The sequence below is a fragment of the Candidatus Pantoea persica genome (genome assembly GCF_013753875.1).
GTDB lineage: Bacteria > Pseudomonadota > Gammaproteobacteria > Enterobacterales > Enterobacteriaceae > Pantoea > Pantoea persica.
Genome location: NZ_SMDS01000017.1, coordinates 314766 through 340976, shown reverse-complemented (window position 1 = coordinate 340976; position 26211 = coordinate 314766). Strand labels below are relative to the sequence as shown.

The 26211-nt window shown below is 57.6% G+C and carries 21 protein-coding genes and 5 pseudogenes; 11 read left to right on the top strand and 15 right to left on the bottom strand.

Annotated elements, in window-relative coordinates; genetic code table 11:
- Window positions 1-60: 60 nt before the first annotated feature.
- The gene (locus EIO60_RS08690) at window positions 61-1479 is read right to left on the bottom strand and encodes a glutamate synthase small subunit (protein WP_258576520.1); all 1419 of its coding nucleotides are present in this window, start codon (window positions 1477-1479) and stop codon (window positions 61-63) included.
- A gap of 49 nt (window positions 1480-1528) precedes the next feature.
- Window positions 1529-5998, bottom strand: coding sequence for a glutamate synthase large subunit (gene gltB / locus EIO60_RS08685; RefSeq protein WP_258576557.1), 4470 nt, complete (start codon window positions 5996-5998; stop codon window positions 1529-1531).
- Window positions 5999-6866: 868 nt separating this feature from the next.
- On the opposite strand from gltB, the pseudogene arcB reads away from it, so the two are divergent.
- A pseudogene (arcB, locus tag EIO60_RS08680) lies at window positions 6867-9083 on the top strand (aerobic respiration two-component sensor histidine kinase ArcB).
- Window positions 9084-9978: 895 nt separating this feature from the next.
- Window positions 9979-10675, top strand: a pseudogene (gene mtgA, locus EIO60_RS08675) (monofunctional biosynthetic peptidoglycan transglycosylase).
- Window positions 10676-10678: 3 nt separating this feature from the next.
- On the opposite strand, the gene npr reads toward mtgA, so the two are convergent.
- The 11 genes and pseudogenes from npr to EIO60_RS08620 all read right to left on the bottom strand — a co-directional run bounded on the left by npr (window position 10679) and on the right by EIO60_RS08620 (window position 18580).
- A complete protein-coding gene (npr, locus tag EIO60_RS08670) occupies window positions 10679-10951 on the bottom strand; it encodes a PTS phosphocarrier protein NPr (protein WP_258576519.1) in 273 nt (90 codons plus the stop codon).
- Complete coding sequence (gene rapZ, locus EIO60_RS08665) at window positions 10948-11802, bottom strand: RNase adapter RapZ (RefSeq protein WP_258576518.1); 855 nt, start codon at window positions 11800-11802, stop codon at window positions 10948-10950. The genes npr and rapZ overlap by 4 nt, the downstream gene beginning before the upstream one ends.
- Before the next feature lie 54 nt (window positions 11803-11856).
- Window positions 11857-12336 (bottom strand): PTS IIA-like nitrogen regulatory protein PtsN, encoded by a 480-nt coding sequence (ptsN, locus tag EIO60_RS08660; protein ID WP_258576556.1) that lies wholly within the window; start codon window positions 12334-12336, stop codon window positions 11857-11859.
- A gap of 155 nt (window positions 12337-12491) precedes the next feature.
- A complete protein-coding gene (gene hpf, locus EIO60_RS08655; RefSeq protein WP_258576517.1) occupies window positions 12492-12779 on the bottom strand; it encodes a ribosome hibernation promoting factor in 288 nt (95 codons plus the stop codon).
- Window positions 12780-12800: 21 nt separating this feature from the next.
- Entirely contained in the window at window positions 12801-14234 is a 1434-nt protein-coding gene (rpoN, locus tag EIO60_RS08650; protein WP_258576516.1) for an RNA polymerase factor sigma-54, read from the bottom strand.
- A 47-nt stretch (window positions 14235-14281) separates the two neighbouring features.
- On the bottom strand, window positions 14282-15007 hold the full coding sequence (gene lptB / locus EIO60_RS08645) for an LPS export ABC transporter ATP-binding protein (RefSeq protein ID WP_258576515.1): 726 nt from the start codon (window positions 15005-15007) through the stop codon (window positions 14282-14284).
- Between the two features lie 5 nt (window positions 15008-15012).
- Window positions 15013-15561, bottom strand: a complete 549-nt coding sequence (lptA, locus tag EIO60_RS08640) for a lipopolysaccharide ABC transporter substrate-binding protein LptA (RefSeq protein ID WP_258576514.1) — start codon at window positions 15559-15561, stop codon at window positions 15013-15015.
- On the bottom strand, window positions 15530-16108 hold the full coding sequence (gene lptC, locus EIO60_RS08635; RefSeq protein WP_258576513.1) for an LPS export ABC transporter periplasmic protein LptC: 579 nt from the start codon (window positions 16106-16108) through the stop codon (window positions 15530-15532). Before lptC ends, lptA begins: the two co-directional genes overlap by 32 nt.
- A pseudogene (gene kdsC / locus EIO60_RS08630) lies at window positions 16105-16603 on the bottom strand (3-deoxy-manno-octulosonate-8-phosphatase KdsC). Before kdsC ends, lptC begins: the two are co-directional and overlap by 4 nt.
- Window positions 16604-16616: 13 nt before the next feature.
- Entirely contained in the window at window positions 16617-17603 is a 987-nt protein-coding gene (gene kdsD, locus EIO60_RS08625; protein ID WP_258576512.1) for an arabinose-5-phosphate isomerase KdsD, read from the bottom strand.
- 17 nt (window positions 17604-17620) lie between these two features.
- Window positions 17621-18580 (bottom strand): annotated as a pseudogene (locus tag EIO60_RS08620) (calcium/sodium antiporter).
- 225 nt (window positions 18581-18805) lie between these two features.
- On the opposite strand from EIO60_RS08620, the gene mlaF reads away from it, so the two are divergent.
- The 7 genes and pseudogenes from mlaF (at window position 18806) to murA (ending at window position 23605) form a co-directional block, all read left to right on the top strand.
- Complete coding sequence (gene mlaF, locus EIO60_RS08615) at window positions 18806-19621, top strand: phospholipid ABC transporter ATP-binding protein MlaF (RefSeq protein ID WP_258576511.1); 816 nt, start codon at window positions 18806-18808, stop codon at window positions 19619-19621.
- Between the two features lie 4 nt (window positions 19622-19625).
- Complete coding sequence (gene mlaE / locus EIO60_RS08610; protein WP_258576510.1) at window positions 19626-20408, top strand: lipid asymmetry maintenance ABC transporter permease subunit MlaE; 783 nt, start codon at window positions 19626-19628, stop codon at window positions 20406-20408.
- 4 nt (window positions 20409-20412) lie between these two features.
- Window positions 20413-20952, top strand: a pseudogene (mlaD, locus tag EIO60_RS08605) (outer membrane lipid asymmetry maintenance protein MlaD).
- 13 nt (window positions 20953-20965) lie between these two features.
- Window positions 20966-21598: a phospholipid-binding protein MlaC gene (gene mlaC / locus EIO60_RS08600; protein WP_258576508.1), complete on the top strand. Its 633-nt coding sequence runs from the start codon at window positions 20966-20968 to the stop codon at window positions 21596-21598.
- A 2-nt stretch (window positions 21599-21600) separates the two neighbouring features.
- Window positions 21601-21906 (top strand): lipid asymmetry maintenance protein MlaB, encoded by a 306-nt coding sequence (gene mlaB, locus EIO60_RS08595; RefSeq protein WP_258576507.1) that lies wholly within the window; start codon window positions 21601-21603, stop codon window positions 21904-21906.
- Window positions 21907-22020: 114 nt separating this feature from the next.
- Window positions 22021-22278 carry a BolA family iron metabolism protein IbaG gene (gene ibaG, locus EIO60_RS08590; protein WP_258576506.1) on the top strand — a complete coding sequence of 86 codons (258 nt, stop codon included), beginning with the start codon at window positions 22021-22023 and terminating at the stop codon, window positions 22276-22278.
- A gap of 67 nt (window positions 22279-22345) precedes the next feature.
- Window positions 22346-23605, top strand: a complete 1260-nt coding sequence (gene murA / locus EIO60_RS08585; protein ID WP_258576505.1) for a UDP-N-acetylglucosamine 1-carboxyvinyltransferase — start codon at window positions 22346-22348, stop codon at window positions 23603-23605.
- An 84-nt stretch (window positions 23606-23689) separates the two neighbouring features.
- Here the strand turns inward: murA and EIO60_RS08580 are convergent, their stop codons facing one another.
- Both EIO60_RS08580 and ispB read right to left on the bottom strand, forming a co-directional pair.
- Window positions 23690-23932, bottom strand: a complete 243-nt coding sequence (locus EIO60_RS08580) for a helix-turn-helix domain-containing protein (protein WP_258576504.1) — start codon at window positions 23930-23932, stop codon at window positions 23690-23692.
- A 234-nt stretch (window positions 23933-24166) separates the two neighbouring features.
- Window positions 24167-25138, bottom strand: coding sequence for an octaprenyl diphosphate synthase (gene ispB / locus EIO60_RS08575; RefSeq protein WP_258576503.1), 972 nt, complete (start codon window positions 25136-25138; stop codon window positions 24167-24169).
- A 260-nt stretch (window positions 25139-25398) separates the two neighbouring features.
- Here ispB and rplU point away from each other — a divergent pair, with 260 nt between their 5' ends.
- Both rplU and rpmA read left to right on the top strand, forming a co-directional pair.
- Window positions 25399-25710, top strand: coding sequence for a 50S ribosomal protein L21 (gene rplU, locus EIO60_RS08570; protein WP_258576555.1), 312 nt, complete (start codon window positions 25399-25401; stop codon window positions 25708-25710).
- Window positions 25711-25725: 15 nt separating this feature from the next.
- Window positions 25726-25983 (top strand): 50S ribosomal protein L27, encoded by a 258-nt coding sequence (gene rpmA, locus EIO60_RS08565; protein WP_258576502.1) that lies wholly within the window; start codon window positions 25726-25728, stop codon window positions 25981-25983.
- Window positions 25984-26211 lie beyond the last annotated feature (228 nt).

The following is a 26211-nucleotide window of genomic DNA, read 5'->3' as shown; positions in this document are numbered from 1 at the left end:
ATGCTTCACATAAAAAACCCGGAGCAAGGTCGGGTTGGTGTTAGCAGAGCAGGGCGCGAATTACACTTCTAGGTAGTCCATGATGCCTTCTGCCGCTTTACGGCCTTCGGCAATCGCCGTCACCACCAGATCCGAGCCGCGCACGGCGTCGCCGCCGGCGAAGATTTTTGGGTTGCTGGTCTGGTGCGCGCTCTCCTCGCGCTCCGGCGCGATAATGCGGCCTTGGCTATCCAGCTCGACGCTGAAGTCGGCCAGCCACTCCATCTTGTGCGGACGGAAGCCAAACGCCATCACCACGGCGTCGGCTGGCAGCACGTGCTCCGAGCCGGGCACGATTTCGGCGCGGCGACGGCCAGCGGCATCCGGCTGGCCCATTTCGGTGCGCGCCACTTTCACGCCGCTGACGCGGCCGTTGGCATTGATTTCGACGCCCAGCGGCTGCACGTTGAACTGAAACTCCGCGCCCTCTTCGCGTGCGTTTTTCACTTCGCGTTTTGAACCCGGCATGTTCTCTTCGTCACGGCGATAGGCACAGGTAACGTGCGTCGCGCCCTGACGGATAGAGGTGCGCACGCAGTCCATCGCCGTATCGCCGCCGCCGAGCATCACGACGCGCTTGCCTTCCATATTGATGTAGGGCTGGTCATCCTGCTGCGCGAAGCCCATGGTGTGCTTGGTGTTGGCGATCAGGAACGGCAGCGCGTCATAGACGCCCGACGCATCCTCGTTCTCCAGTCCGCCACGCATCGACTGATAAGTGCCGACGCCGAGGAACACCGCGTCATAGGTGTTTACCAGGTCGCTCATCTGCACGTCGCGGCCCACTTCGGTATTGAGCTGAAACTCAATGCCCATATCGGTAAAGAGCTTGCGGCGCTTGATCATCACCTCTTTTTCCAGCTTGAACGACGGGATGCCGAAGGTCAGCAGGCCGCCGATTTCCGGATGGCGATCGTAAACCACCGCCTTGACGCCGTTTCGCGTCAGCACGTCGGCGCAGGCGAGGCCCGCCGGGCCAGCGCCGATAATCGCCACGCGCTTGCCGGTCGGTTTGATGTGCGACATATCCGGCTTCCAGCCCATCTCTATCGCTTTATCGTTGATGTAGTGCTCGATATTGCCGATGGTTACCGCGCCGAACTTGGCGTTAAGGGTGCACGAGCCTTCGCACAGGCGATCCTGCGGGCAGACACGACCGCAGACTTCCGGCAGACTGTTGGTCTGATGCGATAGCTCTGCCGCTTCGATAATGCGGCCTTCGTTCGCCAGCTTCAGCCAGTTAGGGATGTAGTTGTGAACCGGGCACTTCCACTCGCAGTAAGGGTTACCGCAGGAGAGACAGCGATCGGCCTGCGCCTTCACCTGGCTTTCAGAAAAGGACTCATAAATTTCTACAAACTCAATTTTACGCACTTTCAGCGGTTTCTTTGGCGGGTCAACACGCTGTAAGTCGATAAATTGATATACGTTTTTACTCATCGTAACCTCTTACGGCAATCCCGTCCGGCGTACCGGACGGGGCGAACTATTACTGTGCCTGCACGCGCAGCTCGGCTGCGGAACGACTGCGGTGACCCAGCAAGGCTTTCATATCGCTGGACTTGGGTTTAACCAGGGCGAAGCGCGACGACCAGAGCGGCCAATTGGCGAGGATCTCTTCGCCACGGCTGGAGCCGGTGTGCTGCACATGCTCGGTGATCAGGCCGCGCAGATGCTCTTCGTGGATCGCCAGCTCGTCGACGTTCAGCACTTCTACCAGCTCCGGGTTGACACGCTTGCGGAACTCGCCATCTTCATTCAGCACGTAGGCGAAGCCGCCCGTCATGCCTGCGCCGAAGTTGACGCCGGTGCGGCCCAGCACGCAGACGATGCCGCTGGTCATATATTCGCACCCGTTGTCGCCAATCCCTTCCACTACCGTGATAGCGCCGGAGTTGCGCACCGCGAAGCGCTCGCCCGCCCGGCCAGCGGCGAACAGCTTGCCGCCGGTCGCGCCGTAGAGGCAGGTGTTACCCGCAATGGTGGCCTCGTGGCTACGGAAGGCGGAGCCGACCGGCGGACGAATCACCAGCATGCCGCCAGCCATACCTTTGCCGACATAGTCGTTGGCGTCGCCGGTCAGCGTCAGCTCGACGCCGCCTGCGTTCCAGACACCGAAGCTCTGGCCGGCGGTGCCGGAGAAGTGCGCGCGGATCGGATCCGCCGACAGCCCCTGATCGCCGTGGATCGCCGCGATGGCGCCGGAGAGCGTCGCGCCCACCGAGCGGTCGGTGTTGCGGATGTCAAAGTAGAACGTCTTGCTCTGACGCGCCTGGACAAACGGCATCGCTTGGTCGTGCAGTGCCTTGTTCAGCTCGCCCTTGTCGAACGGCGGGTTGCTGCCCTCGGTACAGTGCAGTGCCTTGCCCGGCATCGGCACGGCGGTTTTCAGCAGCGACGAGAGATCCAGGTTCTGCTGTTTGGCGGTGAAACCATCCAGCTCTTTCAGCAGATCGGTGCGTCCAATCAGATCCGTCAGGCGTTTAACGCCCAAGTTGGCCATGATCTCGCGCGTTTCGCGCGCGATGAATTCAAAGTAGTTGGTTACCTTGAAGGGCAGGCCGTGATAGTGATTCTTACGCAACTTGTCATTCTGGGTTGCTACGCCGGTCGCGCAGTTGTTGAGGTGACAGATACGCAGGTATTTACAGCCCAGCGCCACCATCGGGCCGGTGCCGAAGCCGAAGCTCTCTGCGCCCAGAATCGCCGCCTTGATAATGTCGCGTCCGGTTTTCAGGCCGCCGTCCACCTGCAGGCGAATCTTATGGCGCAGGCCGTTGGAGACCAGTGCCTGCTGGGTTTCCACCAGGCCAAGCTCCCACGGACAGCCGGCATACTTCACCGAGCTGAGCGGGCTGGCGCCGGTGCCGCCGTCGTAGCCGGAGATGGTGATCAGATCGGCATAGGCTTTCGCCACGCCGGTGGCGATGGTGCCGACGCCCGGTTCGGAAACCAGCTTCACCGAAATCATCGCCTTCGGATTCACCAGCTTCAGGTCGAAAATTAGCTGCGCCAGATCTTCGATTGAGTAGACGTCATGGTGCGGCGGCGGTGAGATCAGCGTCACGCCCGGCACCGAATAGCGCAGCTTCGCGATATAAGGGGTAACCTTATCGCCCGGCAGCTGGCCGCCTTCGCCTGGCTTGGCGCCCTGCGCCACCTTTATCTGGATCACGTCGGCATTCGCCAGGTAGGCTGGGGTGACGCCGAATCGGCCCGAAGCAACCTGTTTGATGCGCGACACTTTGTTAGTGCCGTAGCGCACCGGATCTTCGCCGCCTTCGCCGGAGTTTGAATAGCCGTCGAGCGAGTTCATCGCTTCGGCCAGCGCTTCGTGCGCCTCCGGGCTGAGCGCGCCGATTGACATCGCCGCGGTATCGAAACGCTTGAACAGCTCGCTGGCCGGCTCGACGTCGTCGATATGGATCGATTCGGTGCCCGGCTGCAGTTCCAGCAGATCGCGCAGCGTTGCCACCGGACGCTCGTTCACCAGCTTCGCATAGGCCTGATAGTCGCTGTACTCGCCGCTTTCGACGGCGCGCTGCAGCGTGCCCACTACGTCCGGGTTATAGGCGTGATACTCGCCGCCGTGCACGTACTTCAGCTGACCGCCATGATCCAGCGGCTTACACTGCCGCCAGGCGCGCTTCGCCAGGTTGATCAGGTCCTGCTGGAAGTCGGCGAAGTTCGCGCCGCTGATGCGGCTGACCACGCCTTGGAAGCAGAGGCCCGACACATCGGCGTGCAGGCCCACCGCTTCAAACAGCTTCGAGCAGCGGTAAGAGGCGATGGTCGAGATGCCCATTTTGGACATGATCTTGTACAGGCCTTTGTTGATGCCGTTACGGTAGTTGAGCATCACCGCGCGGTAATCTTTTTCGATCACGTTGCTGTCGATCATCTTCGCCAGCGACTCGTAGGCGAGGTAAGGGTAGATGACAGTCGCGCCGAAACCGAGCAGAACGGCTAAGTGGTGCGGATCGCGCGCGCTGGCGGTTTCAACGATGATGTTGGCGTCGCAGCGCAGGCTCTTCTCAACCAGTCGCGTCTGCACTGCGCCGACGATCATCGGCGCCGGTACCGGCAGGCGCGTTTCGCTGATGGCGCGGTCGGAGAGCACCAGCAGCACGGTGCCGTCGCGCACCATACGTTCCGCTTCGTCGCACAGCATATGTATCGCCTGCTCCAGCGTCTGGGTCGCAGGATCAAAGGTGCAGTCGAGCGTGTCGGCGCGATAGTACTCGCCTTCCATGGTGGTCAGCTGATTGAAGTCAGACCACAGCATAATCGGCGATTTAAAGCTGACGCGGTGCGCTTGGCCTTCCGCTTCGCAGAAGACGTTCATTTCGCGGCCGATGCTGGTCGCCAGCGACATCACGTGATTTTCACGCAGCGGATCGATCGGCGGGTTGGTCACCTGCGCGAACTGCTGGCGGAAGTAGTCATAGATAATGCGCGGGCGGCTGGACAGCACGGCGAACGGCGTATCGTCGCCCATTGAGCCGACCGCTTCCTCGCCGTTCTCGCCCAGCACGCGGATAATGGTATCCAGCTCTTCGCTGCTGTAGGCGAACTGCTTCTGCCAGGTCGCCAGCTGCACGTCGTCGAGCTCGCGGCTGCCGACTTGATCGTCCGGCAGATCTTCGAACGGCACTAGGCGCTTGACGTTTTTCTCCATCCACTCTTTATAGGGATGGCGGCTTTTGAGGTCGTTGTCGGTTTCCGCCGAATGCAGGATGCGGCCGATACGGGTGTCGATCACCATCAGCTCGCCGGGGCCGACTCGTCCTTTTTCCACCACTTCGTCCGACTGGTAGTCCCAGATGCCGACCTCTGAGGCGCAGGTAATCAGCTTGTCCTTGGTGATAATGTAGCGCGCCGGACGCAGGCCGTTGCGATCCAGGTTACAGGCGGCGTAGCGGCCGTCGGACATCACAATGCCCGCCGGGCCGTCCCACGGCTCCATGTGCATGGAGTTGAAGTCAAAGAAGGCGCGCAGCTCCGGATCAATATCCGGGTTGTTCTGCCACGCAGGCGGCACCAGCAGGCGCATGGCACGCACCAAGTCCATACCGCCGTTCAGGAACAGCTCCAGCATGTTATCCATTGAGCTGGAGTCGGAGCCGGTTTCGTTGACGAAAGGCCCGGCATTCTGCAGATCGGGGATCAGCGGCGTATTGAATTTATAGGCGCGCGCGCGCGCCCACTGGCGGTTGCCGGCAATGGTGTTGATCTCGCCGTTGTGCGCCATATAGCGGAACGGCTGCGCCAGCGGCCAGCGTGGCACGGTGTTGGTGGAGAAGCGCTGGTGGAACAGGCAAATGGCCGATTCCAGACGCAGGTCCGCCAGGTCAAGATAGAAGCGCGGCAGGTCGGCCGGCATACACAGGCCTTTATAGATGTTGACCTGGTTCGAGAAGCTACAGATGTAAAAGGCTTTATCGTCGGTCTGCTCAATCCGCTTTTCCGCACGGCGGCGCGCCATGTAGAGGCGACGCTCCATATCGCGCGGGCACCAGCCGGCCGGTGCGTTGATAAACAGCTGCTGGATGCGCGGCATAGAGGAGAGGGCTATCTCGCCCAGCACGTCCTGATTGACGGGCACGTCGCGCCAGCCCACCACAGAGAGGGTTTCGCGGATCACTTCTTCTTCCACGATGCGGCGGCTCGCCTGCGCTTCTTCTTCGTCATGGCTGAGGAACAGCATGCCGACAGAGTAGTTTTTTGCCAAACGCCAGCCTTTCTCTTCCGCCACGACGCGGAAAAAGCGGTCAGGTTTTTGTAATAACAGACCACAGCCGTCGCCAGTCTTGCCGTCAGTAAGGATCGCTCCGCGGTGTTGCATACGGGCCAGTGCATGAATGGCAGTACGCACTACTTTGTGGCTAGGTTCGCCTTCTATATGGGCGATCAGGCCGAAACCACAGTTATCCTTTTCAAGGGATTTGTCATACAACATTTCAGTGAAACTCCCCAGGCTCTGTGGATTCCCTTTGGTCAGACGACGGGCGCAGAAAGGGCAGACGACGGAGCCGCGCATCATGCGCTGCACTCCTGTGTCGCCCCATTTATCTGGCCGTTAGCGTCGTTGTCACAAGCGTCGAGGTCTTGTTACAGGGGGAATCTCTGTTACTGCATAAATGTGACGGATTGAGCACCCGTCCAGAAAGCTTCCAGCGAATTTCCAACTTATCGGGAAAGCATAATAAGGTCAAATAGTGTTCCTGGTCGTCATTTTTGACAGGGTTTTTGAGTTAACATATTGATTTTAATTTCATTTTATATGAAAAAAGGGCGATTGGCTCGCCTGCCCGGTTCGGCGGAAATGTGAACTGTCTCACTGTAGTTCAGCGGTCAAATACCTGCACCATGCTGGCAAAATACCCTTTAACATCAGGAAATGCTGTTTAGCAGATTACCTGCACATCAAGTATCTGTTTTTCTTACCACCCCATATTTAAATCAAAATGAGGGGGGCATAAGTAAAATTAATCAAGCTAGCTATGAATTTTCAGCCAGTAAAAGTGAATGGCTATTCATAAAGAAAAAACGATGCCAGAACAGCAGCGCGCTATTAGTCAGCAATATGAAAGATTTATGATGTTTTTGGCTCGCCGTCAGGCGGCGCTTTAGATTATGCAGTTGGCACAATTAGTCAAGTGATTTAACGCGCTGGCAGGCATCGTCGGCGATCGTGGCTCCAGCTGTACTAGAATGGGGCGTAACGCGCGCTTTGTGGCCCCGCCGCGCACTTCGCTACCTAAGTGCGCTATCATGAGCCTGTTTCTTTTCCAGAGAGCCTGCTGGCGCAATATTACGTTGATTTGATGGTTAAGCTAGGACTGGTGCGCTTTTCGCTGATGCTCGCCTCGGCGTTGGTGGTGCTGGCGATAGTGGTCCAGATGGCCGTTACCATGGTGCTGCGCGGACACGTCGAGAGTATTGACGTGGTACGCTCCGTCTTCTTTGGCCTGCTGATTACTCCCTAGGCGGTCTACTTTCTCTCGGTGGTGGTAGATCAGCTGGAGGAGTCACGCCAGCGCCTGTCGCGCCTGGTGGATAAGCTGGAGGAGATGCGCACCCGCGATTTGAGCTGAACCAGCTGATAAAGGAGACGATCACCCAGCTGAATCAGGAGATCAACGATTGTATTAAAGCCAAGCAGGCGCGCGAGCAGGTGATGGATAAGCTGTGCGAAGAGATGGCGCGCCGCGAACAGGCGCAGATCGAACTGGAACAGCAGTCCTCGTTTTTACGCTCCTTCCTCGATGCCTCGCCCGATCTGGTGTTTTACCGCAACATCGATAAGCAGTTTTCTGGCTGTAACCGCGCCATGGAGTTGCTCACCGGCAAGAGCGAAAAGCAGCTTATTGGCCTGACGCCGCGCGATATCTATGATGAAGACGCCGCAGGTAAGGTGCTGGAGACCGACGAGAAGGTGTTCCGCCATATAACGTTTCGCTCACCTACGGACAGTGGCTGCAATACCCTGACGGGCGCAAGGCCTGTTTTGAAATCCAAAAGGTGCCCTATTACGCTCGCGTCGGCAAACGCAGCGGGCTGATGGGCTTCGGCCGCGATATTACCGAGCGTAAGCGCTACCAGGACGCGCTGGAGAACGCCAGCCGGGAAAAAACCACCTTTATCTCCACCATCAGCCACAAGCTGCGTACGCCGCTTAATAGCATCGTTGGCCTGAGCCGCATCCTGTTCGACACCGATTTAACCCAGGAGCAGCTGACGTACCTGAAAACCATTCACGTTTCTGCCATCATGCTCGGCAATATCTTTAATGACATAATCGAGGTCGACAAAATCGAGCGGCGTAAAGTGCAGCTGGATAACCAGCCGCTCGACTTTACCGGCTTCCTGGCCGACCTGGAAAACCTTTCTGGCCTGCTGGCGCAGCCGAAAGGGCTGAAGTTCGTGATGGCGCCGCGCCTGCCGCTACCGCACAAAATCTGCGCCGACGGCACGCGTCTGCGCCAGATCCTGTGGAATTTGATCGGTAACGTGATGAAGTTCACCCAGCAGGGCGAAATCGTGGTGCGCGTCGCCTATGAGCAGAACGAAACGCTGCGCTTCGAGGTCGAGGATTCAGGCCAGGGCATTCCGCAGGAGGAGCAGGATAAAATCTTCGCCATGTACTATCAGGTTAAGGATCCGCACGGCGGTAAGCCGGCGACCGGCACCGGCATTGGGCTGGCGGTGTCACGCCGGCTGGCGCAGGCGATGGGCGGCGATATCACCGTGCGCAGCACGCTGGGAGAGGGCGCTTGCTTTACCGTGGTGATTAACGCGCCGCGCGTGGCGGAAGAGGTGGAGGATGATAATATGGATGACAGCATGCTGTTGCCGGCGCTGCATGTGCTACTGGTCGAAGATATCGAGCTGAACGTCATCGTAGCGCGTTCGGTGCTGGATATGTTCGATCCGCTGGAGTTCGATCTCGCGCTGCTGGATATTCAGCTGCCCGATATGACCGGCCTCGACGTCTCGCGCGCTATCCAGAGGCCACGCTGCCGCCGCTGACCGCTAACGTGCTCAAGGATGAAAAAGAGTATCTCGACGCGGGTATGGATGACGTGCTGAGCAAGCTGCTGTCGGTGCCGGCGCTGACCGCCATGATCAAGAAATTCTGGGACAACCAGCGCGACGACGAGGACCCAGGCGCTGACAGCGAGGACGCCACGCGCACGCTACTCGACCTGCCGATGCTGGAGCAGTATCTCAAGCTGGTCGGCCCCGGTCTGATGACCCAGAGCCTGACGATGTTCGAACAGATGATGCCAGGCTACCTGGAGGTGCTCGATTCCAACCTGATGGCGCGCGATCAAAAAGGGATCGCGGAATAGGGGCACAAGATCAAGGGTGCGGCGGGATCTGTGGGACTTCAGCATCTACAGCAGGTGGCGAAACAAATTCAGAGTCCGGAACTGCCGGCCTAGTGGGATAACGTTGGCGAATGGATAGAAGAGCCCAAGCGTGAATGGCGCCATGACGTGCAGGTACTGCACGACTGGGTAGCGGAGAAGGAATCGTAAGGGTATTAAAAAAAATGACCCCAGTCGAGACCGGGGTGCGCGAATACTGCGCCAACACCAGGGAAAAAGGCGCTGTTGCTATACTTAGTTAGAGGGATTAAAGTGCAACAGCGTGGTATTGGTTAACGTCTGACATCACCTCAGCAAATTCATCTTTCACTGGCTGAAGATTCATTAAAATTTGTGATGTCGAGAAGCGCTTGAGTACAGAAAACATTAATTTGCCAACACAGTCAAGCAAGGAATTAATTTCTGCGTTGCCTTGCGCTCATTTTGACCAATTGTACTATTTTTTTGGCACGGTTGTCGTTTGCTGCGAGGACTGCGCCCGCGCTCGAAAGCGAAGAAAGTCAGCGTATCCGAGCGTTACGGCAGTTTTCGTGGTTAACTGACTGATATTTAAAGTTAAAAAAAGAGAGTTTCCGCTTTTATCCAAAACGCTTTGGAAAGCGGAGGTATAAATTTCCAGATCCTCGATGCGCGGTATATTTTCAGGAAACCCGCGGCGGGCCAGAAAACCGTCCTGACGCGTTAATCAGCAGAAAACAGGGCATTACAGAAGCTAAAGATTAACCTTGAGTTCCAAATGATGAAAAGCAACACTGTGGCGCATCATTGATAATTTATAAATATGAATGATTTTTCGCGGTGTTTATCACAATTGATTAAATGTATTTCGAGAAAAACGATTAGTACTCATCGGCTATGGAACCGATTCCTTTTATGCGGAAGTGCTTGATGTCACTCGAGCTGTCAGCGTTTTCGGGGCGCGCAAGATTTTTCCAACGCAGGAAATTTTCGCATAAATTTACGCTTCTTCAGGTATTTTGACGAAGATGAGTCTCTCATCCCTTCAGGAATTGATTAACACAGGGAACAGTTAAGAGAATATTGTATGAATAAGAATAAAGGGAACCTGTGGCAGCGGGGTAAGCGAGCCGGAGTGCGCGTCGTGCTGACGCTGGTGGGCCTGTGGGCCGCCGGCATTCTGCTATTTTCCTTTCTGCCGGTGCCTTTCTCCGCGGTAATGGTGGAGCGTCAGCTGGCCGCTTGGCCGAGCGGCGGTTTTCATTACGTGGCGCATTCTGACTGGGTAGGGCATAGCGACACTTCGCCATGGATGGGGCTGGCGGTGATCGCCTCGGAAGATCAGAAATTCCCGCAGCACTGGGGATTTGACGTCGATGCGATTGAGTCGGTGCTCGGTAGCGAAGGCGAGCGCATGCGCGGCGCCTCGGCTCTGTCGCAGCAGACGGCAAAAAATCTTTTTCTCTGGGATGGGCGCAGCTGGGTGCGCAAGGGACTGGAAGCGGGATTAATCCTGGGCATTGAAACTGTTTGGACCAAGCGGCGCATCGACCGTCTATCTCAATATCGCGGAGTTCGGTCCGGGTGTATTTGGCGTCGAAGCAGCGGCGCAGCGCTATTTCCATAAGCCAACCAGCCGCCTGACGATTGCGGAAGCGGCGCTGCTGCCGAATCCCATCCGCTTTCACGCCAACGCGCCGTCAGGCTATATCTGTCAGCGCCAGCAGTGGATTATGCGTCAGCTGGGCGGAGAGGGCTTTCTGCAGCGCCATCGCCTCGACTAGCGTTTACTCTTCGTCGAACCCGGCCTCAAACAGCTCAATCACGGCCGCTAGCGCCCGGATCTCCTCCGGGCCGCTCGCCTCGATTTCAATATGACCGCCTTTCGCCGAGTCGAGCATCAGCAAAGCGATAACACTACTCGCCTCCGCCTTGGTGCCTGCCTCGTTACGCAGCAGCACTTCAGCGTCAAAGCTCTGGACCAGCTCAAACAGCTTCATCGCGGGCCGCGCGTGCATGCCCAGCTTGTTTTTGATTTCGACGGTTTGTTTGACGGTCATGATTTGCGTTTCTCCAGCGTGCGATGGCGCGACTGTACATTTTTGCCGCGGGAGCGAAAGTAGTCCGCCAGCTGCTCGGCTATATACACCGAACGGTGCTTGCCGCCGGTGCAGCCGATCGCCACGGTCAGGTAGCTGCGGTTGTTGGTTTCCAGCATAGGCAGCCATAGCTCAAGGTAACTGCGCGTCTGATAGATAAAGTTATGCACTTCCGTATGGCGATCGAGAAAGGCGGCGACGGGGCGATCGAGACCGGTCATCGGGCGCAGCTTGGGATCCCAGTGCGGATTGGGCAAAAAGCGCACGTCGAAAACGTAGTCGGCGTCGATAGGAATGCCGTGCTTGAAGCCAAAGGATTCGAACATCATCGTCAGTTCACGCTCGCGCTTGCCTAGCAGGCGCGTGCGCAGCATCTCCGCCAGCTCGTGAACCGACATCTCGGAGGTATCAATAATCAGATCGGCGCGGGAACGCAGCGGTTCCAGCAGGTCGTTTTCTTCGTCGATAGCGCTTTCCAGTGACAGGTTTTTGCTGGAGAGCGGATGCAGTCGGCGCGTGTCGCTGTAGCGGCGGATAAGCGTATTGCGATCGGCATCCAGAAACAGCAGCTGCGGTGAAAAAGCCTCAGGCAAGTTGTTCAGCGCGGTTTCGAACACTTCCGGCGATTCCGGCATATTGCGCACGTCGATAATGACCGCCGCCGAGATATTGCGCTCCACCAGCGAATTCGCCAGCTCGGGCAGCAGCACCACGGGCAGGTTGTCAACGCAGTAGAATCCCATGTCTTCAAGGGCGCGTAGCGCCACCGATTTTCCTGAGCCTGACCGACCGCTAACGATCATCAGCACCATGACCTTCTCTCCCGTTTTCCCCCGGCGCGCACGCCGGTAAAAGCGCAGCGCGCGTTACTGCTCCTCTGGAGCTTCTGTAATAATGGCGTAGAGTTCTTCATCACTCTGCGCAGTGCGCAGGCGGCGACAGACGGTTTTGTCCGCCAGTCGCTTTGCGACCAGCGACAGGGTATGCAGATGGGTTTTGCACTGGTCGGCAGGCACCAGCAGCGCAAACAGGAGATCGACCGGCTGGTTGTCTACCGCGTCGAAGGCGATCGGCTGGTCAAGGCTGATAAACACGCCGACGGCGCGCAGCGTGTCCTCTTCCAGCTTGCCGTGCGGGATGGCGATGCCGTTGCCGATTCCGGTGCTGCCCATGCGTTCGCGGGTCAGCATCGCTTCAAACAGCGTTTGATAGGGCAGGTTAAGCTGCTTCGCCGCCAGCTCGCTGATAATCTCCAGCGCGCGTTTTTTACTCTGGCAATGCACGCCGCTGCGCGTACAGGCAGGCGTCAGCACGGTGCTCAGTTCCAGTGTCAGATCGTTGTTCATCATCGTTTCACTTGCGAGTTCACAGAGCCGCAGGCTTACCGCGCACAGAAGCGGCGCGATATCCCGGGCGCTTGCACAGATGGCAAAACGGGGCGGTCGATCCGCCCCATCCAGTCCGCCCTGAGCGCGCGCGGCGCGCTCTGCAAGCGTGAAGGTTAGTGTTTTTTCAGTTTGTCTTTATGCCGGTTTAGCTGGCGGGTAAGCTTGTCGAGCAGCCCGTCAATCGCCGCATACATATCGTCCGCTTCCGACGTGGCGTGCAGCTCGCCGCCGTTGACGTGTAAGATCGCTTCAGCAACCTGGGTGACCCTTTCCACTTTCAGCACAATATAAACCTGATTGATACCATCGAAAAAGTGTTCCAGTCTGGCGAACTTGGTGGTGATGAATTCACGCAGCGGCTGCGTAACGTCAACGTTCTGCCCAGTAAGGTTCAGCTGCATAGGTCTTCCTTCTCATTTCGGTCAAACCAGCTGCTTGCGCTGGTTCGAGGGCGGGATAGATAAAGACTCGCGGTATTTAGCAACGGTTCGACGCGCCACCATGATCCCCTGTTCAGATAACATGGAGGTGAGCTTGCTATCACTCAAGGGTTTAGCGGGGTTCTCCGCCGAGATTAATTTTTTCACCAGCGCGCGGATCGCGGTAGACGAGGCTTCACCGCCGCCTTCGGTATTGACGTGGCTGGAGAAAAAATACTTTAGTTCAAAAATGCCGCGCGGGCTGTGCAGATATTTCTGTGTGGTGACGCGAGAGATGGTGGATTCATGCATATCCACGGCTTGGGCGATATCCGCCAGCACCATTGGACGCATAAACTCTTCACCCTGTTCGAAGAACGCCTGCTGCTGTTCCACAATGCAGCGCGTCACTTTCAACAGCGTATCGTTGCGGCTCTCCAGGCTTTTAATCAGCCAGCGCGCATCCTGCAGATTGCTGCGGATAAACTGGTTGTCGCTGTCGTTGCGCGCGGCACCGCCCATGGCGGCATAGTGCTGGTTGATGCGCAGGCGCGGCAGACTGTCGGCATTAAGCTCCACCGTCCAGCGTTTGCCGACCTTGCACACCAGCACGTCAGGAATGACATATTCCGGCTCGCCAGTCTGCACCGACTGGCCCGGGCGCGGATCCAGTGACTGAATCAGCAGCATCGCCTCTTTCAGCACCTCCTCCTTCAAGCGGGTAACGCGCATCAGGCTGCGGAAATCGTGGTTTGCGAGCAGATCGAGATGTTCGCTGACGATCAGGCGCACCTCGGCCAGCATCGGCGTCGTCGGCGCGAACTGGGAAAGCTGCACCAGAAGGCAGTCGCGCAGATCGCGCGCGCCGACGCCGATGGGATCGAAGCGCTGCACGCGCTTCAGCACCGCCTCGATCTCGTCCAGCGCCAGCTCTTCGTTGCCCATGCTGTCGAGGATCTCATCCAGCGAGACGGTCAGGTAGCCGGTGTCGTCGATGGCGTCGACGATGGAGGTGGCGATAGCGCGATCGGTGTCGGTGAAGGGCGTCAGATCGACCTGCCACATCAGGTAATCCTGCAGCGACTGAGTGGTTTCGCCCTGGTAAACCGGCAGCTCGTCATCCTGGTAGTCGGTGCTGGTGCCGGACGGCGTGCCCGCGGTATAAATCTCATCCCAGGTTGCGTCGAGCGGCAGCTCTTCAGGCATCTCTTTCTGCTCAAGCGCCTCGCGCGTGTCCAGCACCTCTTCGTCCTGATAGTCGCGGTTGTCGACTTCATCATGAAGCTCGGCCTGCTCCAGTAGCGGATTGCTCTCCATCGCCAGCTGCAGCTCCTGCTGCAGTTCGAGCGTAGAGAGCTGCAGTAGCCGGATCGCTTGCTGCAGCTGGGGCGTCATCGCCAGCTGTTGGCTAAACCTGAGTTGCAAACCTTGCTTCATAGTCAGGACAGGATTTCCTAAGCAAACATCGTATTAACGACACCTTATCAGAGTCTGAACTCTTCGCCCAAATAAACCCGCTTAACCTGCTCATCTGCAAGAATTTCATTGGGCGTGCCGTGGGCGATAAGGCGGCCCTGGCTGACGATGTAGGCGCGTTCGCACACTGCCAGCGTCTCACGCACGTTGTGGTCGGTGATCAGCACGCCGAGGCCGCTGTCGCGCAGGTGCTCGATAATCTTTTTGATGTCGATAACCGAGATGGGATCGACGCCGGCGAAAGGCTCATCCAGTAGAATGAATTTGGGATTGGCGGCCAGCGCACGTGCAATCTCCACGCGGCGGCGTTCGCCGCCCGACAGCGCCTGGCCCATGCTGTCACGCAGATGGTCGATATGGAACTCATCCATTAGCTCGTTGGCGCGATCCTGGCGCTGCTCTTCGGAGAGATCGTCGCGGATCTGCAGCACTGCCATCAGATTGTAATAGACGCTGAGGCGGCGGAAAATCGAGGCTTCCTGCGGCAGGTAGCCGATGCCGCGGCGCGCGCGCGCGTGCAGCGGCAGGATGCTGATATCATCCTCGTCAATAACGATGCGGCCAGCGTCGCGCGGTACTATGCCGACCACCATATAGAACGTCGTGGTTTTACCCGCGCCGTTCGGGCCCAGCAGACCGACGATCTCGCCGGATTTGACCTGCAGGCTGACGTCTTCCACCACGCGGCGGCCCTTATAGGCCTTCGCCAGGTTTTCTGCAATAAGTGTGGCCATAGTGATCAGTTACTCTTTTTCTGGCTGTTAGCGTTTTTGTCCTGCAGCTGCGACGGCACCAGCACGGTGGTCACGCGCTTGCTCTGACCCTGGCTGTAAGCCTGCATTTTCTGCTCTTTCACCAGATAGGTAATGCGGTCGCCCTTGATGTTGCTGTCGAGCTGTTCGATATAGGCGTTGCCGGTCAGCTCAACGAAGTCGTTCGCCAGCTCATAGTGCAGCTTGGCGGCGTGGCCCTGTACCGGCTTGCCGCTGTCTTGCATCTGGTAGAAGGTGGCGGGATTGCCCCAGGCGTCAACGATGGTTTTGTTGCTGTCGCCGCCCGGACGCGTCACCACCACTTTGTCCGCGGTAATCTTGATGGTGCCCTGGGTCACGATAACGTTGCCGTTGAAGGTCGCCACGTTGCCCTGCAGGTCCAGCACCTGGTTTTCTGCGTCGATGTTGACGGGCTTGTCGGAGTCGCCGGTGACCGCCAGCGCGGGCAGGCTGGCCGCCAGCAGCGAACCGACCAGAAAACATTTAAGGCTGTTGTTGTGCATTTTGAATTTCATAATACGTTTTGATCTTCTCAATCAACTCGGTGTTTTTCGTTCGTAAATTTCCACGCATTTTCATGCCGGTAGAGTTAAAACCGCGCCCGAACAGCGTGACCTGGTCGTCGGACGTCACGTCTTGCGAAACGAGATTGACCTGCGCGTTGTCCATTTTAATACGCTGAAGCTGTGAATCCTGCGTCAAGGTATTGACCTCAACATGTCCATACAGATACAGCATACGATCTTTGGTCAGTTTGGCTTTATCCGCGCGCACGGACCAGGTCGGCACCTTGTTTTCGTCATAGGTGGTCATCATCGGCTTATCGAACCAGCTGATTTCATCCGCAGCGAAATAGGTCACTTTCTCCGACACCAGCTTATAGGCCAGCGCGCCTTCCGGGTTGTAGACCACGGTATTGGACTGCGCGCTGGTATAGGTCGGCTCGCTATCGCTGCCGGTGGTCGGCGCGCGCTCTTCGTCCTGATTCGTCAGGTTCCAGCCGATTAGCACCAGCGCAATCAAGGCCAGAATCAGCGTTATCCTACGCCTGCTTTTAATCATACTAATTGCCCTTTGGCATCCTCAAATTTGTTCTGCGCCATGAGTATCAGGTCGCACAGTTCGCGCACCGCGCCGCGTCCGCTAGTGATGCGGGTAACATATACCAGCCAGTCGATCAGATCGTCGCCGATATAGGCGACCTGCTCGTCGGAAAGCGACAGTTTATCCAGAAGTTTTCGCGATAGGCCAAAAGCTTATCCGACTGTCCCTAATAAAGATGGCGAATGCCCAACGTTCGGCAGCGATCCTCTAGCAGGCGCGCATTACGTCCGGTAATAATCGCCACATCAGAGGTTAGTAAACAGCGGATGCCATAGCTGTCGCGCACGTTAAAAGGCTTTCAGCTCTTCGCCATTATTGCCCATATAAATTACGCCGTCCGACATCACGCCGTCGACGTCGCAGATTCTGCAGGCGAATCTGGCTGGCGCGCGCCATCACCTCAGCGCTGACCGGACCGTAGCAGGTTTCCACCAAGGAAGTATTAACCGACATTCTTGTTTCCTGTTCAGACTACGCCGGCGCGTAGCATGTCATGCATATGTACCACACCGAGCAGACGATCGTCATCGGCCACCAGCAGCGCGGTAATGTTTTTGTTTTGCATCAGGTTGAGCGCATCCACTGCCAGTACGTTCGGGCGCACCCGGATGCCGCCGCGCGTCATCACCTCTGAAATGGTGGCGTGCTGGAAATTGATGCCCATATCGAAGATGCGGCGCAGGTCGCCGTCGGTAAAGATGCCCTCGATCTTCATGCGATCGTCGACGATCACCGTCAGCCCTAAATTTTTGCGCGTAATCTTCAGCAGCGCGTCGCGCAGCGAGGCGTCGCGGGTGACGTAAGGCATCTCATCGCCGCTGTGCATAATGTCGCTAACGTGCAGCAGCAGCTTGCGCCCCAGCGCGCCACCCGGGTGGGAGAGGGCGAAATCCTCGGCGCTAAAGCCGCGCGCTTCCAGCAGCGCGACCGCCAGCCCATCGCCCATCACTAGCGTGGCGGTGGTGCTGCTGGTCGGGGCTAGGCCAAGCGGACACGCCTCCTGCGGCACTTTCACGCACAGGTGCACGTCGGCGACGCGGCCCATCGCGCTGTCGGGACGGCTAGTCATGCAGATCAGCTTCACATGCTGCCGCTTCAGCACCGGAACAAGCGCCAGAATCTCGTTCGATTCGCCGCTGTTGGAGATTGCGAGCACCACGTCGCTACTGCCGACCATGCCGAGATCTCCGTGGCTGGCTTCACCTGGATGAACGAAAAAGGCGGGCGTGCCGGTACTAGCGAAGGTGGCGGCCATCTTTTTGCCGATATGGCCTGATTTCCCCATCCCCATTACCACCACTTTTCCTTGGCAGTGATAAATCATCTCGCAGGCGCACGTAAAATCGTCGTTGATATACTGGTCCAGCTGCTCCAGACCCTCGAGTTCTATGCGCAATACCGCTTTTCCCGCCGTCTGGAAATCGAAATTCGTGACTGGAAGCTGAGTTGACATGGCAAATCGGTCCTTTGTTATCCGTCGATGAAAGCGGGCTGAATCCACAGCAGCGCCGCCCAGACGATGAAACCACAGAGTAACAGCGTGCCGGCCAGACGCCCGATACGGCGGCTGCGCTGCAGGCAGAGCAGGGCGAACAGCACGCTGACGCCCAGCATCACCTAGTAATCGCGCGCGAATGAGAAGAAGGCGTGCTCATCCACGCTGCCGGGATTCATCAGCGCCGGCAGGCCCAGCACGATGGCGATATTGTAAATATTGGCAACAACCAGGCTGCCGATGGCGATATCGTCCTCGCCCTTCAGCTCGCCGGCGAGCACCGTCGCCAGCTCCGGAAGGCTGGTGCCCACTGCGATCAGCGTCGCACCCATCACCAGCTCGCTGACGCCGAAATAGTCGGCGAATGCGGTGGCGTTGTCGATCACCATGCGCGTCGACATCGGCAGGATAATCAGCGCAACCGCCAGCCAGAGAAGCAGAGAAGCGCCACCGTATTGCCGTTCTCTTCGCGCGGCAGCTCCGCTAGCTGCTCACGCCTCAGGGTATCGTTGTTGTCGCGCTCGGCGCGGCGCGCAATGCGGATCGCCACCAGCAGATAGATCAGGGCGATGGCGATCAGCGCGGCACTGTCCAGCCGGCTCAGGTAGTTGTCGAACAGCATCAGCTCGCGCCGCACCAGATTGGAATGGATCGTCAGGGGATGAAAGCGCCGCGCCGCCTAGGATCAGCAGAATGTTGGTGATGTTGGAGCCGAGCGCGGTGCCGACAGCGAGATCCATCTGTCCGTGCTGCACCGCCGAAAAAGAGAGGATCATTTCAGGCAGCGAGGTGCCGATGCTGACGACCGTCATGCCGATGCTCAACGGCGGGATGCCGAAGGATCGACAGAGTATCGCGGCGCTGAAAACCAGGCGATCGGCGCCATAAGCGAGTAAAATCAAACCGATGATCAGTAGGGCAGAAGCTACGAACATGAAAAATCCTTCGATGAAATGCAATCCCGACACGTCTTGTACGGCAGGTTTCAGGTTCTGTCATTACAAACAAGCGCTGATTTTGACCGCCTGCGCGGCAAAAGTAAATTTAATGCCCGCTTTAGCTAAATCGAGACGCTAGGTTTCTGTAAAGCTATCGCGCATTGGCGCGTTACAGGCTAACATCGTAGACTTTATAATGCCCGATCCACAGAAGAGGTAATAATGGACCAACAGGAAACGAACCTGGTCGAGGTTCGTGGCGTCAGTTTTTCGCGCGGCAATCGCCCGATTTTTGACAATATTTCGTTGACGGTGCCCAAGGGAAAAGTCACCGCCATTATGGGGCCGTCGGGCATCGGCAAAACCACGCTGCTGCGCCTGATTGGCGGTCAGCTACAGCCCGATTGCGGCGATATCTGGTTTCGCGGCGAGAATATTCCCCGCCTGTCGCGCACGAAGCTTTATGAAGCGCGTAAAAAAATGAGCATGCTGTTTCAGTCAGGCGCGCTGTTTACCGATCTGACCGTGTATGAAAATGTCGCCTGGCCGCTGCGCGAGCATACGCAGCTGCCGGCACCGCTGCTGCACAGCACGGTGATGATGACGCTGGAAGCGGTCGGCCTGCGCGGCGCGGCGCAGCTTAAGCCTGCGGAGCTTTCCGGCGGCATGGCGCGGCGTGCCGCGCTAGCGCGCGCGATTGCGCTGGAGCCGGAACTGATTATGTTTGACGAACCCTTTGTCGGACAGGATCCCATTACCATGGGCGTGCTGGTAAAGCTGATCGACGAGCTGAACCACTCGCTCGACGTCACCTGCCTCGTGGTGTCGCATGACGTGCCCGAGGTGCTCAGCATCGCCGATCGGGCCTATATCGTTGCCGGACAGAAGATCATTGCGCAGGGCAGCACGCCGCAGCTGCGGGAAAATCCCGATCCGCGGGTGCGGCAGTTCCTCGACGGGATCGCGGACGGGCCGGTGCCGTTCCGCTTTGCCGCTGGCGATTATCTTTCCGATTTAACCGGCTCAGGGAGAGTGTAAGTCAATGTTGTTCAAGGCGCTAGCGTCACTGGGACGCCGGGGAATCGACACCTGTTCTACCTTTGGTCGGGCAGGCTTAATGCTGTTTCACGTGCTGGCGGGCAAGCCCGCCTTTCGTAAACACGCGCCGCTGCTGATCAAACAGCTCTACAGCGTCGGCGTGCTGTCGCTGCTGATTATCATAGTTTCTGGGCTGTTTATCGGCATGGTACTGGGCCTGCAGGGCTATCTGGTGCTGACCACCTACAGCGCCGAAACCAGCCTTGGCATGCTGGTAGCACTATCGCTGCTGCGTGAGCTGGGGCCGGTGGTGACCGCGCTGCTGTTCGCCGGACGCGCCGGATCGGCGCTGACGGCGGAGATCGGCCTGATGAAGGCGACCGAACAGCTCTCCAGCATGGAGATGATGGCAGTGGATCCGCTGCGTCGCGTCGTTTCGCCGCGCTTCTGGGCCGGCTTTATCAGCATGCCGCTGCTGGCGCTAATCTTTACCGCGGTCGGCATCGCCAGCTGCGCGCTGGTCGGCGTGAGCTGGAAAGGGATCTACGCCGGCTTTTTCTGGTCGGCGATGCAGAACGCCATGGATTTTCGTAGCGACGTGATTAACTGCATCATCAAAAGCGCGGTTTTTGCCGTCACGGTAACCTGGATCGCGCTGTTTAACGGTTATGACGCGATTCCGACCTCTGAAGGGATCAGCCGCGCGACGACGCGTACGGTGGTACACGCCTCGCTGGCGGTGCTCGGTCTCGATTTTGTGCTGACAGCACTGATGTTTGGGAACTAAAGCAATGCAAAGCAAAAAAAGCGAAATTTGGGTTGGCGTGTTTATGCTGCTGGCGCTGGGGGCGATGCTGTTTCTCTGCCTGCGCGTCGCGGATCTGAAGTCGCTCGGCACCCAGCCGACCTGGCAGCTCTACGCCACCTTCGATAATATCGGCGGCCTGAAAGTCAGCTCGCCGGTGAAAATTGGTGGGGTGGTGATTGGCCGCGTCACCGATATTACCCTGGAGCCGAAAATCCTGCTGCCGCGCGTCACCATGGCGATCAGCGACGAGTACGCCGGAAAAATTTCCGATACCAGCTCGCTGGCGATCCGCACACAGGGCTTACTCGGCGAGCAGTTTTTAGCGTTGAATTTAGGCTTTGACGATCCCGAGCTGGGCTCGGCGATGTTGAGAGACGGCGACACGCTCCGCGATACCAGGTCGGCTATCGTGCTGGAAGACCTGATCGGTCAGTTCCTCTACAAGAGCGGCGGCGATAATTAAAGAGAGCCAAGATAACAAGAGGGCGCCGAGAGCGCGCCTGCGGCCCCGGCACAACCCTGAGAGGTCACACACAATGTTTAAACGTTTAATGATGATTGCCATGCTGGTGGTTGCGCCGCTGACGGCGGTGCAGGCCGCCGATCAAAGTAACCCTTACAAGCTGATGAATGAGGCGGCGGACAAAACCTTTACGCGTCTAAAAAATGAGCAGTCGAAAATCAAACAGAAACCGAATTACCTGCGCGATATCGTGCGTCAGGAGCTGCTGCCCTATGTGCAGATTAAATACGCCGGCGCCTTAGTGCTGGGCCGCTACTACCGCGAAGCGACGCCGGCGCAGCGCGACGCCTACTTCAGCGCCTTCGGCGACTATCTGGCACAGGCCTACGGCCAGGCGCTGGCGCTTTATCACGGCCAGACCTACCAGATCCAGCCGGAGCAGCCGCTGGGCGACGCCAAAATCCTCGCCATTCGCGTCACCATTCTCGATCCCAACGGCCGTCCGCCGGTGCGCCTGGACTTCCAGTGGCGCAAAAACAGCCAGACCAGCAACTGGCAGGCGTATGACATGGTGGCGGAAGGCGTCAGCATGATCACCACGAAACAGAACGAGTGGAGCGACCTGCTGCGCACCAAAGGCATTGACGGCCTGACTGCACAGCTGAAAACCTACGCGGCGCAGCCGATTACGCTGGATAAACAGTAACGATGCATGAGTCATTACGCTGGCAGCGTGACGCCAGCACCCTGTCGCTCTACGGCGAACTGGATCGCGATACGCTGCTGGCGCTCTGGCAGCAGCGCAACACGCTGATCAATAAGGTCGAGATCATCGACGTTTCCGGCCTGGCGCGCGTCGATTCAGCCGGCCTGGCCCTGCTAGTGCACCTGCAGGAGATCGCCCGTGCGCAGGGCGTCACGCCGCGCTTCAGCGGCGTCAGCGATAAATTGCAGTCGCTGATTACGCTCTACAACCTTCAGCAGATTATTGTTTCTGCGGAAAAAAGCCGCTGATCCCGCCTAAGCCTGCTAAACCCCTGTTGTTCGCAGGGGCTTTTGCATGTTTAAGAGTCCGCCGCTTTCCTCTAAGATGGCACCCTTTATCATTTTCAAGTGAAGCAATGAGCAATGGAAAACAGTGAAATTCAGGCCGTGCTGATGCAAGCGCTGCCGCTGGAAGAAGTGCATGTGATGAGCAACGACGGCAGCCACTTTCAGGTGATCGCCGTTGGCGAAATGTTCGGCGAGCTGAGCCGCGTGAAAAAGCAGCAGGCCGTCTACGCGCCGCTGATGGAATATATTGCCGACAACCGCATTCATGCTGTCTCCATTAAAACCTATATCCCCGCTGAATGGGCGCGCGACCGTAAACTCAACGGTTTCTGAGCATTCAGCGTGGCGCGCTCGCCGCTGGCGAGTCTGACCTGTTTTTAGTTAATTGAGAGCCGTGTTAATGGACAAATTTCGTGTGCAAGGCCCTACCCGTCTGAGTGGTGAAGTGACCATTTCCGGGGCGAAAAATGCCGCGCTGCCGATTCTGTTTGCTGCGTTGCTGGCCGAAGAGCCAGTCGAGATCCAGAACGTGCCGAAGCTGCGTGATATTGATACCACTATGAAGCTGCTGAGCCAGCTGGGTGCGAAGGTTGAGCGCAACGGCTCCGTGCACGTCAACGCCAGCAAAGTGGATATCTTCTGTGCGCCGTACGAGCTGGTGAAAACCATGCGCGCCTCTATCTGGGCGCTGGGACCACTGGTGGCACGCTTTGCCCAGGGACAGGTTTCGCTGCCTGGCGGCTGCGCCATCGGCGCGCGTCCGGTGGATCTGCATATTACGGGCCTGGAGCAGCTGGGCGCGGAGATCAAGCTGGAAGAGGGCTACGTGAAGGCCTCGGTCGATGGCCGTCTGAAAGGCGCGCATATCGTGATGGATAAAGTCAGCGTCGGCGCGACGGTTACCATCATGAGCGCGGCGACGCTGGCTACCGGCGTGACCATCATCGAAAACGCGGCGCGCGAGCCGGAAATCGTCGATACCGCTAATTTCCTTATTGCGCTGGGCGCGAAGATCAGCGGCGCTGGCACCGACAAAATTACCATTGAGGGTGTTGAGCGCCTCGGCGGCGGTGTCTATCGCGTTCTGCCGGACCGTATCGAAACCGGCACCTTCCTGGTGGCAGCGGCGATTTCAGGCGGTAAGGTGCTGTGCCGCAATACCCAGCCGGACACGATGGACGCCGTACTGGCGAAACTGCGCGACGCAGGCGCCGACATTGAAATCGGCGACGACTGGATCAGCCTAGACATGCACGGCAAGCGTCCGAAAGCGGTCAACGTGCGCACCGTGCCGCACCCGGGCTTCCCGACGGATATGCAGGCGCAGTTCACCCTGTTGAACCTGGTCGCAGAGGGCACCGGCGTGATCACGGAAACTATCTTCGAAAACCGCTTTATGCATATTCCGGAGCTGATTCGCATGGGCGCGCACGCCGAGATCGAGAGCAATACCGCTATCTGCCACGGCGTGGAAAAACTCTCCGGCGCGCAGGTGATGGCGACGGATCTGCGCGCGTCGGCAAGCCTGGTGCTGGCGGGCTGTATCGCCGAAGGCACCACGCTTGTGGATCGCATCTACCACATCGATCGTGGGTATGAGCACATCGAAGACAAGCTGAAAGCGATGGGCGCACAGATCAAGCGCGTAAGCGGCGAATAAGCCCCCATAGCCAGCATGAAACCAGTCGCATTCACGCGGCTAGTTTTTTTCGCCTGCAGGATCGTCAGGCGTCGGTGGGATTTTCTATAGCGTGATGGGCAATCGAATGCGCTTTTTGCGATCCAGCAGCCGATGCGTCTGCGGATCGTAGTAGCGGCTTGCCCAGATCTCTGCCGGATGGACGTCAATCGCGTCGGCAATCAGCCACTCTCCCTTCGGCCAAGGGCGCGAGAGGGCGTTGGCTAACGTCAACGAACTCAAACCCACCAGGCGCGACAGCGCGGCGATAATATCGGCAGGATGCCAGTCTTCGTTCCTTTTATACATACCGGATTCTCCTTATCGCTGGTGTGAAATCTACCTCGTGCAATGAGAGAACTTACCGAACCATTATCTGGAAATTTATGGAATCTCATAACAGATAGTTTCCATTAATTTTTGGACTGATGCGGCGAAGTGCAGGTCAGCGCGCAAAAGTGCAGCAACAAACAGAGGACGTTGCGGGAAAAAGTGAGGCGGGCAGAAAAACAGCGGAGCGGCGGGTGCCGCTCCGCTGGGGCATCAGAAATCACGCTGAACGGACATATGCGCTAGCGATTCCAGCGCGCTGCGCCACGGCGACTCCGGCAGGGCGGCAAGCGCCTCAATCGCCTTGTCCGCTTCCTGTTCGGCGCGCTTGCGCGTCCACTCCAGCGAGCCGCACTGCTGCATCGCGGCCAGCACCGGTTCTAGAAGATGACGGCCGTTGCCCTGTTTGATCGCTTCGCGGATCATCATCGCCTGCGCCGACGTGCCGTGATGCATCGCGTGCAGCAGCGGCAGCGTCGGCTTGCCTTCGCTCAGGTCGTCGCCGGTATTTTTGCCCAGCTTGGCTCCATCGGAGCTGTAGTCGAGCAGATCGTCAATTAACTGGAAAGCGGTGCCGAGATAGCGTCCATAATCCTGCATCGCTTGCTCCTGCACCGGGTTCGCCTCGGCCAGAATAGCCGAGGCCTGCGAGGCAGCTTCAAACAGACGCGCGGTTTTGCTGTAAATCACGCGCATATAGCTCTCTTCCGTGATGTCGGGATCGTTGACGTTCATCAGCTGCAGCACTTCGCCTTCGGCGATGACATTTACCGCTTCCGACATCAGCGTCAGAATACGCAGCGAGCCCATGCTGGTCATCATCTGAAAGGCGCGTGTGTATATAAAATCTCCCACCAGCACGCTGGCCGCGTTGCCGAACGCCGCGTTGGCAGTGGCTTTCCCGCGGCGCATATCGGATTCATCCACCACGTCGTCATGCAGTAGCGTGGCAGTGTGGATAAATTCGATTAGTGCCGCGTTAGTTACGTGCAGATCGCCCTGATAGCCCAGCGCGCGTGCCGAAAGCACGGCGATCATTGGACGGATGCGCTTGCCGCCGCCGCTGATGATGTAATAGCCAAGCTGATTGATCAGCGAGACCTCGGAATTCAGCTGGTCGAGGATGGTCTGGTTGACGGCCGCCATATCCTGCGCGGTTAATTCATTTATCTGTTCTAAGTTCATTCGTCTGTTCAGCTTTGACTCGTTTCAACGGCTAATGGTACCTGTTTTAACCAGCCTGAGTTCAGGTAATCTGTTACTAATTGTACTTGAATTTTCTGGATGAGAAACGTTTGCGATCGGCCTGTGTTTCTTTTCTGCAAGAGAGTGCAAAGTGCACTTGTCTTCTGCTGGAGATTTGCGTAGAATTTGGGTCCTATTGTGAATATTTATCGCGCCGCCTGATGAACGAAAGGCATGCGCAGAAGCGGAGTTTTATTTTAATGTACGCGGTTTTCCAAAGTGGTGGTAAACAACGCCGAGTAAGCGAAGGTCAGACCGTTCGCTTGGAAAAGCTGGACAAAGCAACCGGTGAAACTATCGAGTTTGACCAAGTGCTGATGATCGCAAATGGCGAAGACGTGAAAATCGGCGCGCCACTTGTTTCAGGTGGCGTGATCAAGGCTGAAATCGTTGCTCACGGTCGTGGCGAGAAAGTTAAAATCGTTAAGTTTCGTCGTCGTAAGCACTACCGTAAGCAGGCTGGCCACCGTCAGTGGTTCACTGATGTGAAAATTACTGGCATCAGCGCTTAAGAGGAGATCTGACAAATGGCACATAAAAAGGCTGGTGGCTCGACTCGTAACGGTCGTGACTCCAATGCAAAACGTCTGGGCGTAAAACGTTTCGGTGGCGAATCTGTTCTGGCAGGCAGCATTATCGTTCGTCAGCGCGGCACCAAATTCCACGCGGGTAACAACGTAGGCTGTGGTCGTGACCACACTCTATTCGCTACAGCAGACGGCAAAGTAAAATTCGAAGTGAAAGGTTCGAACAACCGTAAATACATCAGCATCGTTGCTGAGTAAGGTTGTCGTGATGCAGACAGTCACAGTCTGAACGCACAAATAAAAGCCCCGCAGCCATTGCGGGGCTTTTTACATTCTGCGACCTGTCGCAGAAATAGTGCTGTACACTTTATGTACGCCTGATGAAAATCAGTCCTGATTTATCCGCCGCCGGTCAGCGCAGAGAGACCCTGGCGGACCCGCTCGTAAGCCGTGTTCTGCGCTTCGGGAGATTGTGTGACGGAGAAA

Coding starts and splice junctions, on each gene's coding strand:
- EIO60_RS08690 (WP_258576520.1), bottom strand. CDS start 1,479: ATGAGTAAAAACGTATATCAATTTATCGACTTACAGCGTGTTGACCCG.
- lptB (WP_258576515.1), bottom strand. CDS start 15,007: ATGGCCACACTTATTGCAGAAAACCTGGCGAAGGCCTATAAGGGCCGC.
- mlaF (WP_258576511.1), top strand. CDS start 18,806: ATGGACCAACAGGAAACGAACCTGGTCGAGGTTCGTGGCGTCAGTTTT.
- ptsN (WP_258576556.1), bottom strand. CDS start 12,336: ATGAACAACGATCTGACACTGGAACTGAGCACCGTGCTGACGCCTGCC.
- gltB (WP_258576557.1), bottom strand. CDS start 5,998: ATGTTGTATGACAAATCCCTTGAAAAGGATAACTGTGGTTTCGGCCTG.
- murA (WP_258576505.1), top strand. CDS start 22,346: ATGGACAAATTTCGTGTGCAAGGCCCTACCCGTCTGAGTGGTGAAGTG.
- rpoN (WP_258576516.1), bottom strand. CDS start 14,234: ATGAAGCAAGGTTTGCAACTCAGGTTTAGCCAACAGCTGGCGATGACG.
- npr (WP_258576519.1), bottom strand. CDS start 10,951: ATGACCGTCAAACAAACCGTCGAAATCAAAAACAAGCTGGGCATGCAC.
- ispB (WP_258576503.1), bottom strand. CDS start 25,138: ATGAACTTAGAACAGATAAATGAATTAACCGCGCAGGATATGGCGGCC.
- ibaG (WP_258576506.1), top strand. CDS start 22,021: ATGGAAAACAGTGAAATTCAGGCCGTGCTGATGCAAGCGCTGCCGCTG.
- lptC (WP_258576513.1), bottom strand. CDS start 16,108: ATGATTAAAAGCAGGCGTAGGATAACGCTGATTCTGGCCTTGATTGCG.
- hpf (WP_258576517.1), bottom strand. CDS start 12,779: ATGCAGCTGAACCTTACTGGGCAGAACGTTGACGTTACGCAGCCGCTG.
- rpmA (WP_258576502.1), top strand. CDS start 25,726: ATGGCACATAAAAAGGCTGGTGGCTCGACTCGTAACGGTCGTGACTCC.
- lptA (WP_258576514.1), bottom strand. CDS start 15,561: ATGAAATTCAAAATGCACAACAACAGCCTTAAATGTTTTCTGGTCGGT.
- mlaB (WP_258576507.1), top strand. CDS start 21,601: ATGCATGAGTCATTACGCTGGCAGCGTGACGCCAGCACCCTGTCGCTC.
- rplU (WP_258576555.1), top strand. CDS start 25,399: ATGTACGCGGTTTTCCAAAGTGGTGGTAAACAACGCCGAGTAAGCGAA.
- rapZ (WP_258576518.1), bottom strand. CDS start 11,802: ATGGTGCTGATGATCGTTAGCGGTCGGTCAGGCTCAGGAAAATCGGTG.
- mlaE (WP_258576510.1), top strand. CDS start 19,626: ATGTTGTTCAAGGCGCTAGCGTCACTGGGACGCCGGGGAATCGACACC.
- mlaC (WP_258576508.1), top strand. CDS start 20,966: ATGTTTAAACGTTTAATGATGATTGCCATGCTGGTGGTTGCGCCGCTG.
- kdsD (WP_258576512.1), bottom strand. CDS start 17,603: ATGTCAACTCAGCTTCCAGTCACGAATTTCGATTTCCAGACGGCGGGA.
- EIO60_RS08580 (WP_258576504.1), bottom strand. CDS start 23,932: ATGTATAAAAGGAACGAAGACTGGCATCCTGCCGATATTATCGCCGCG.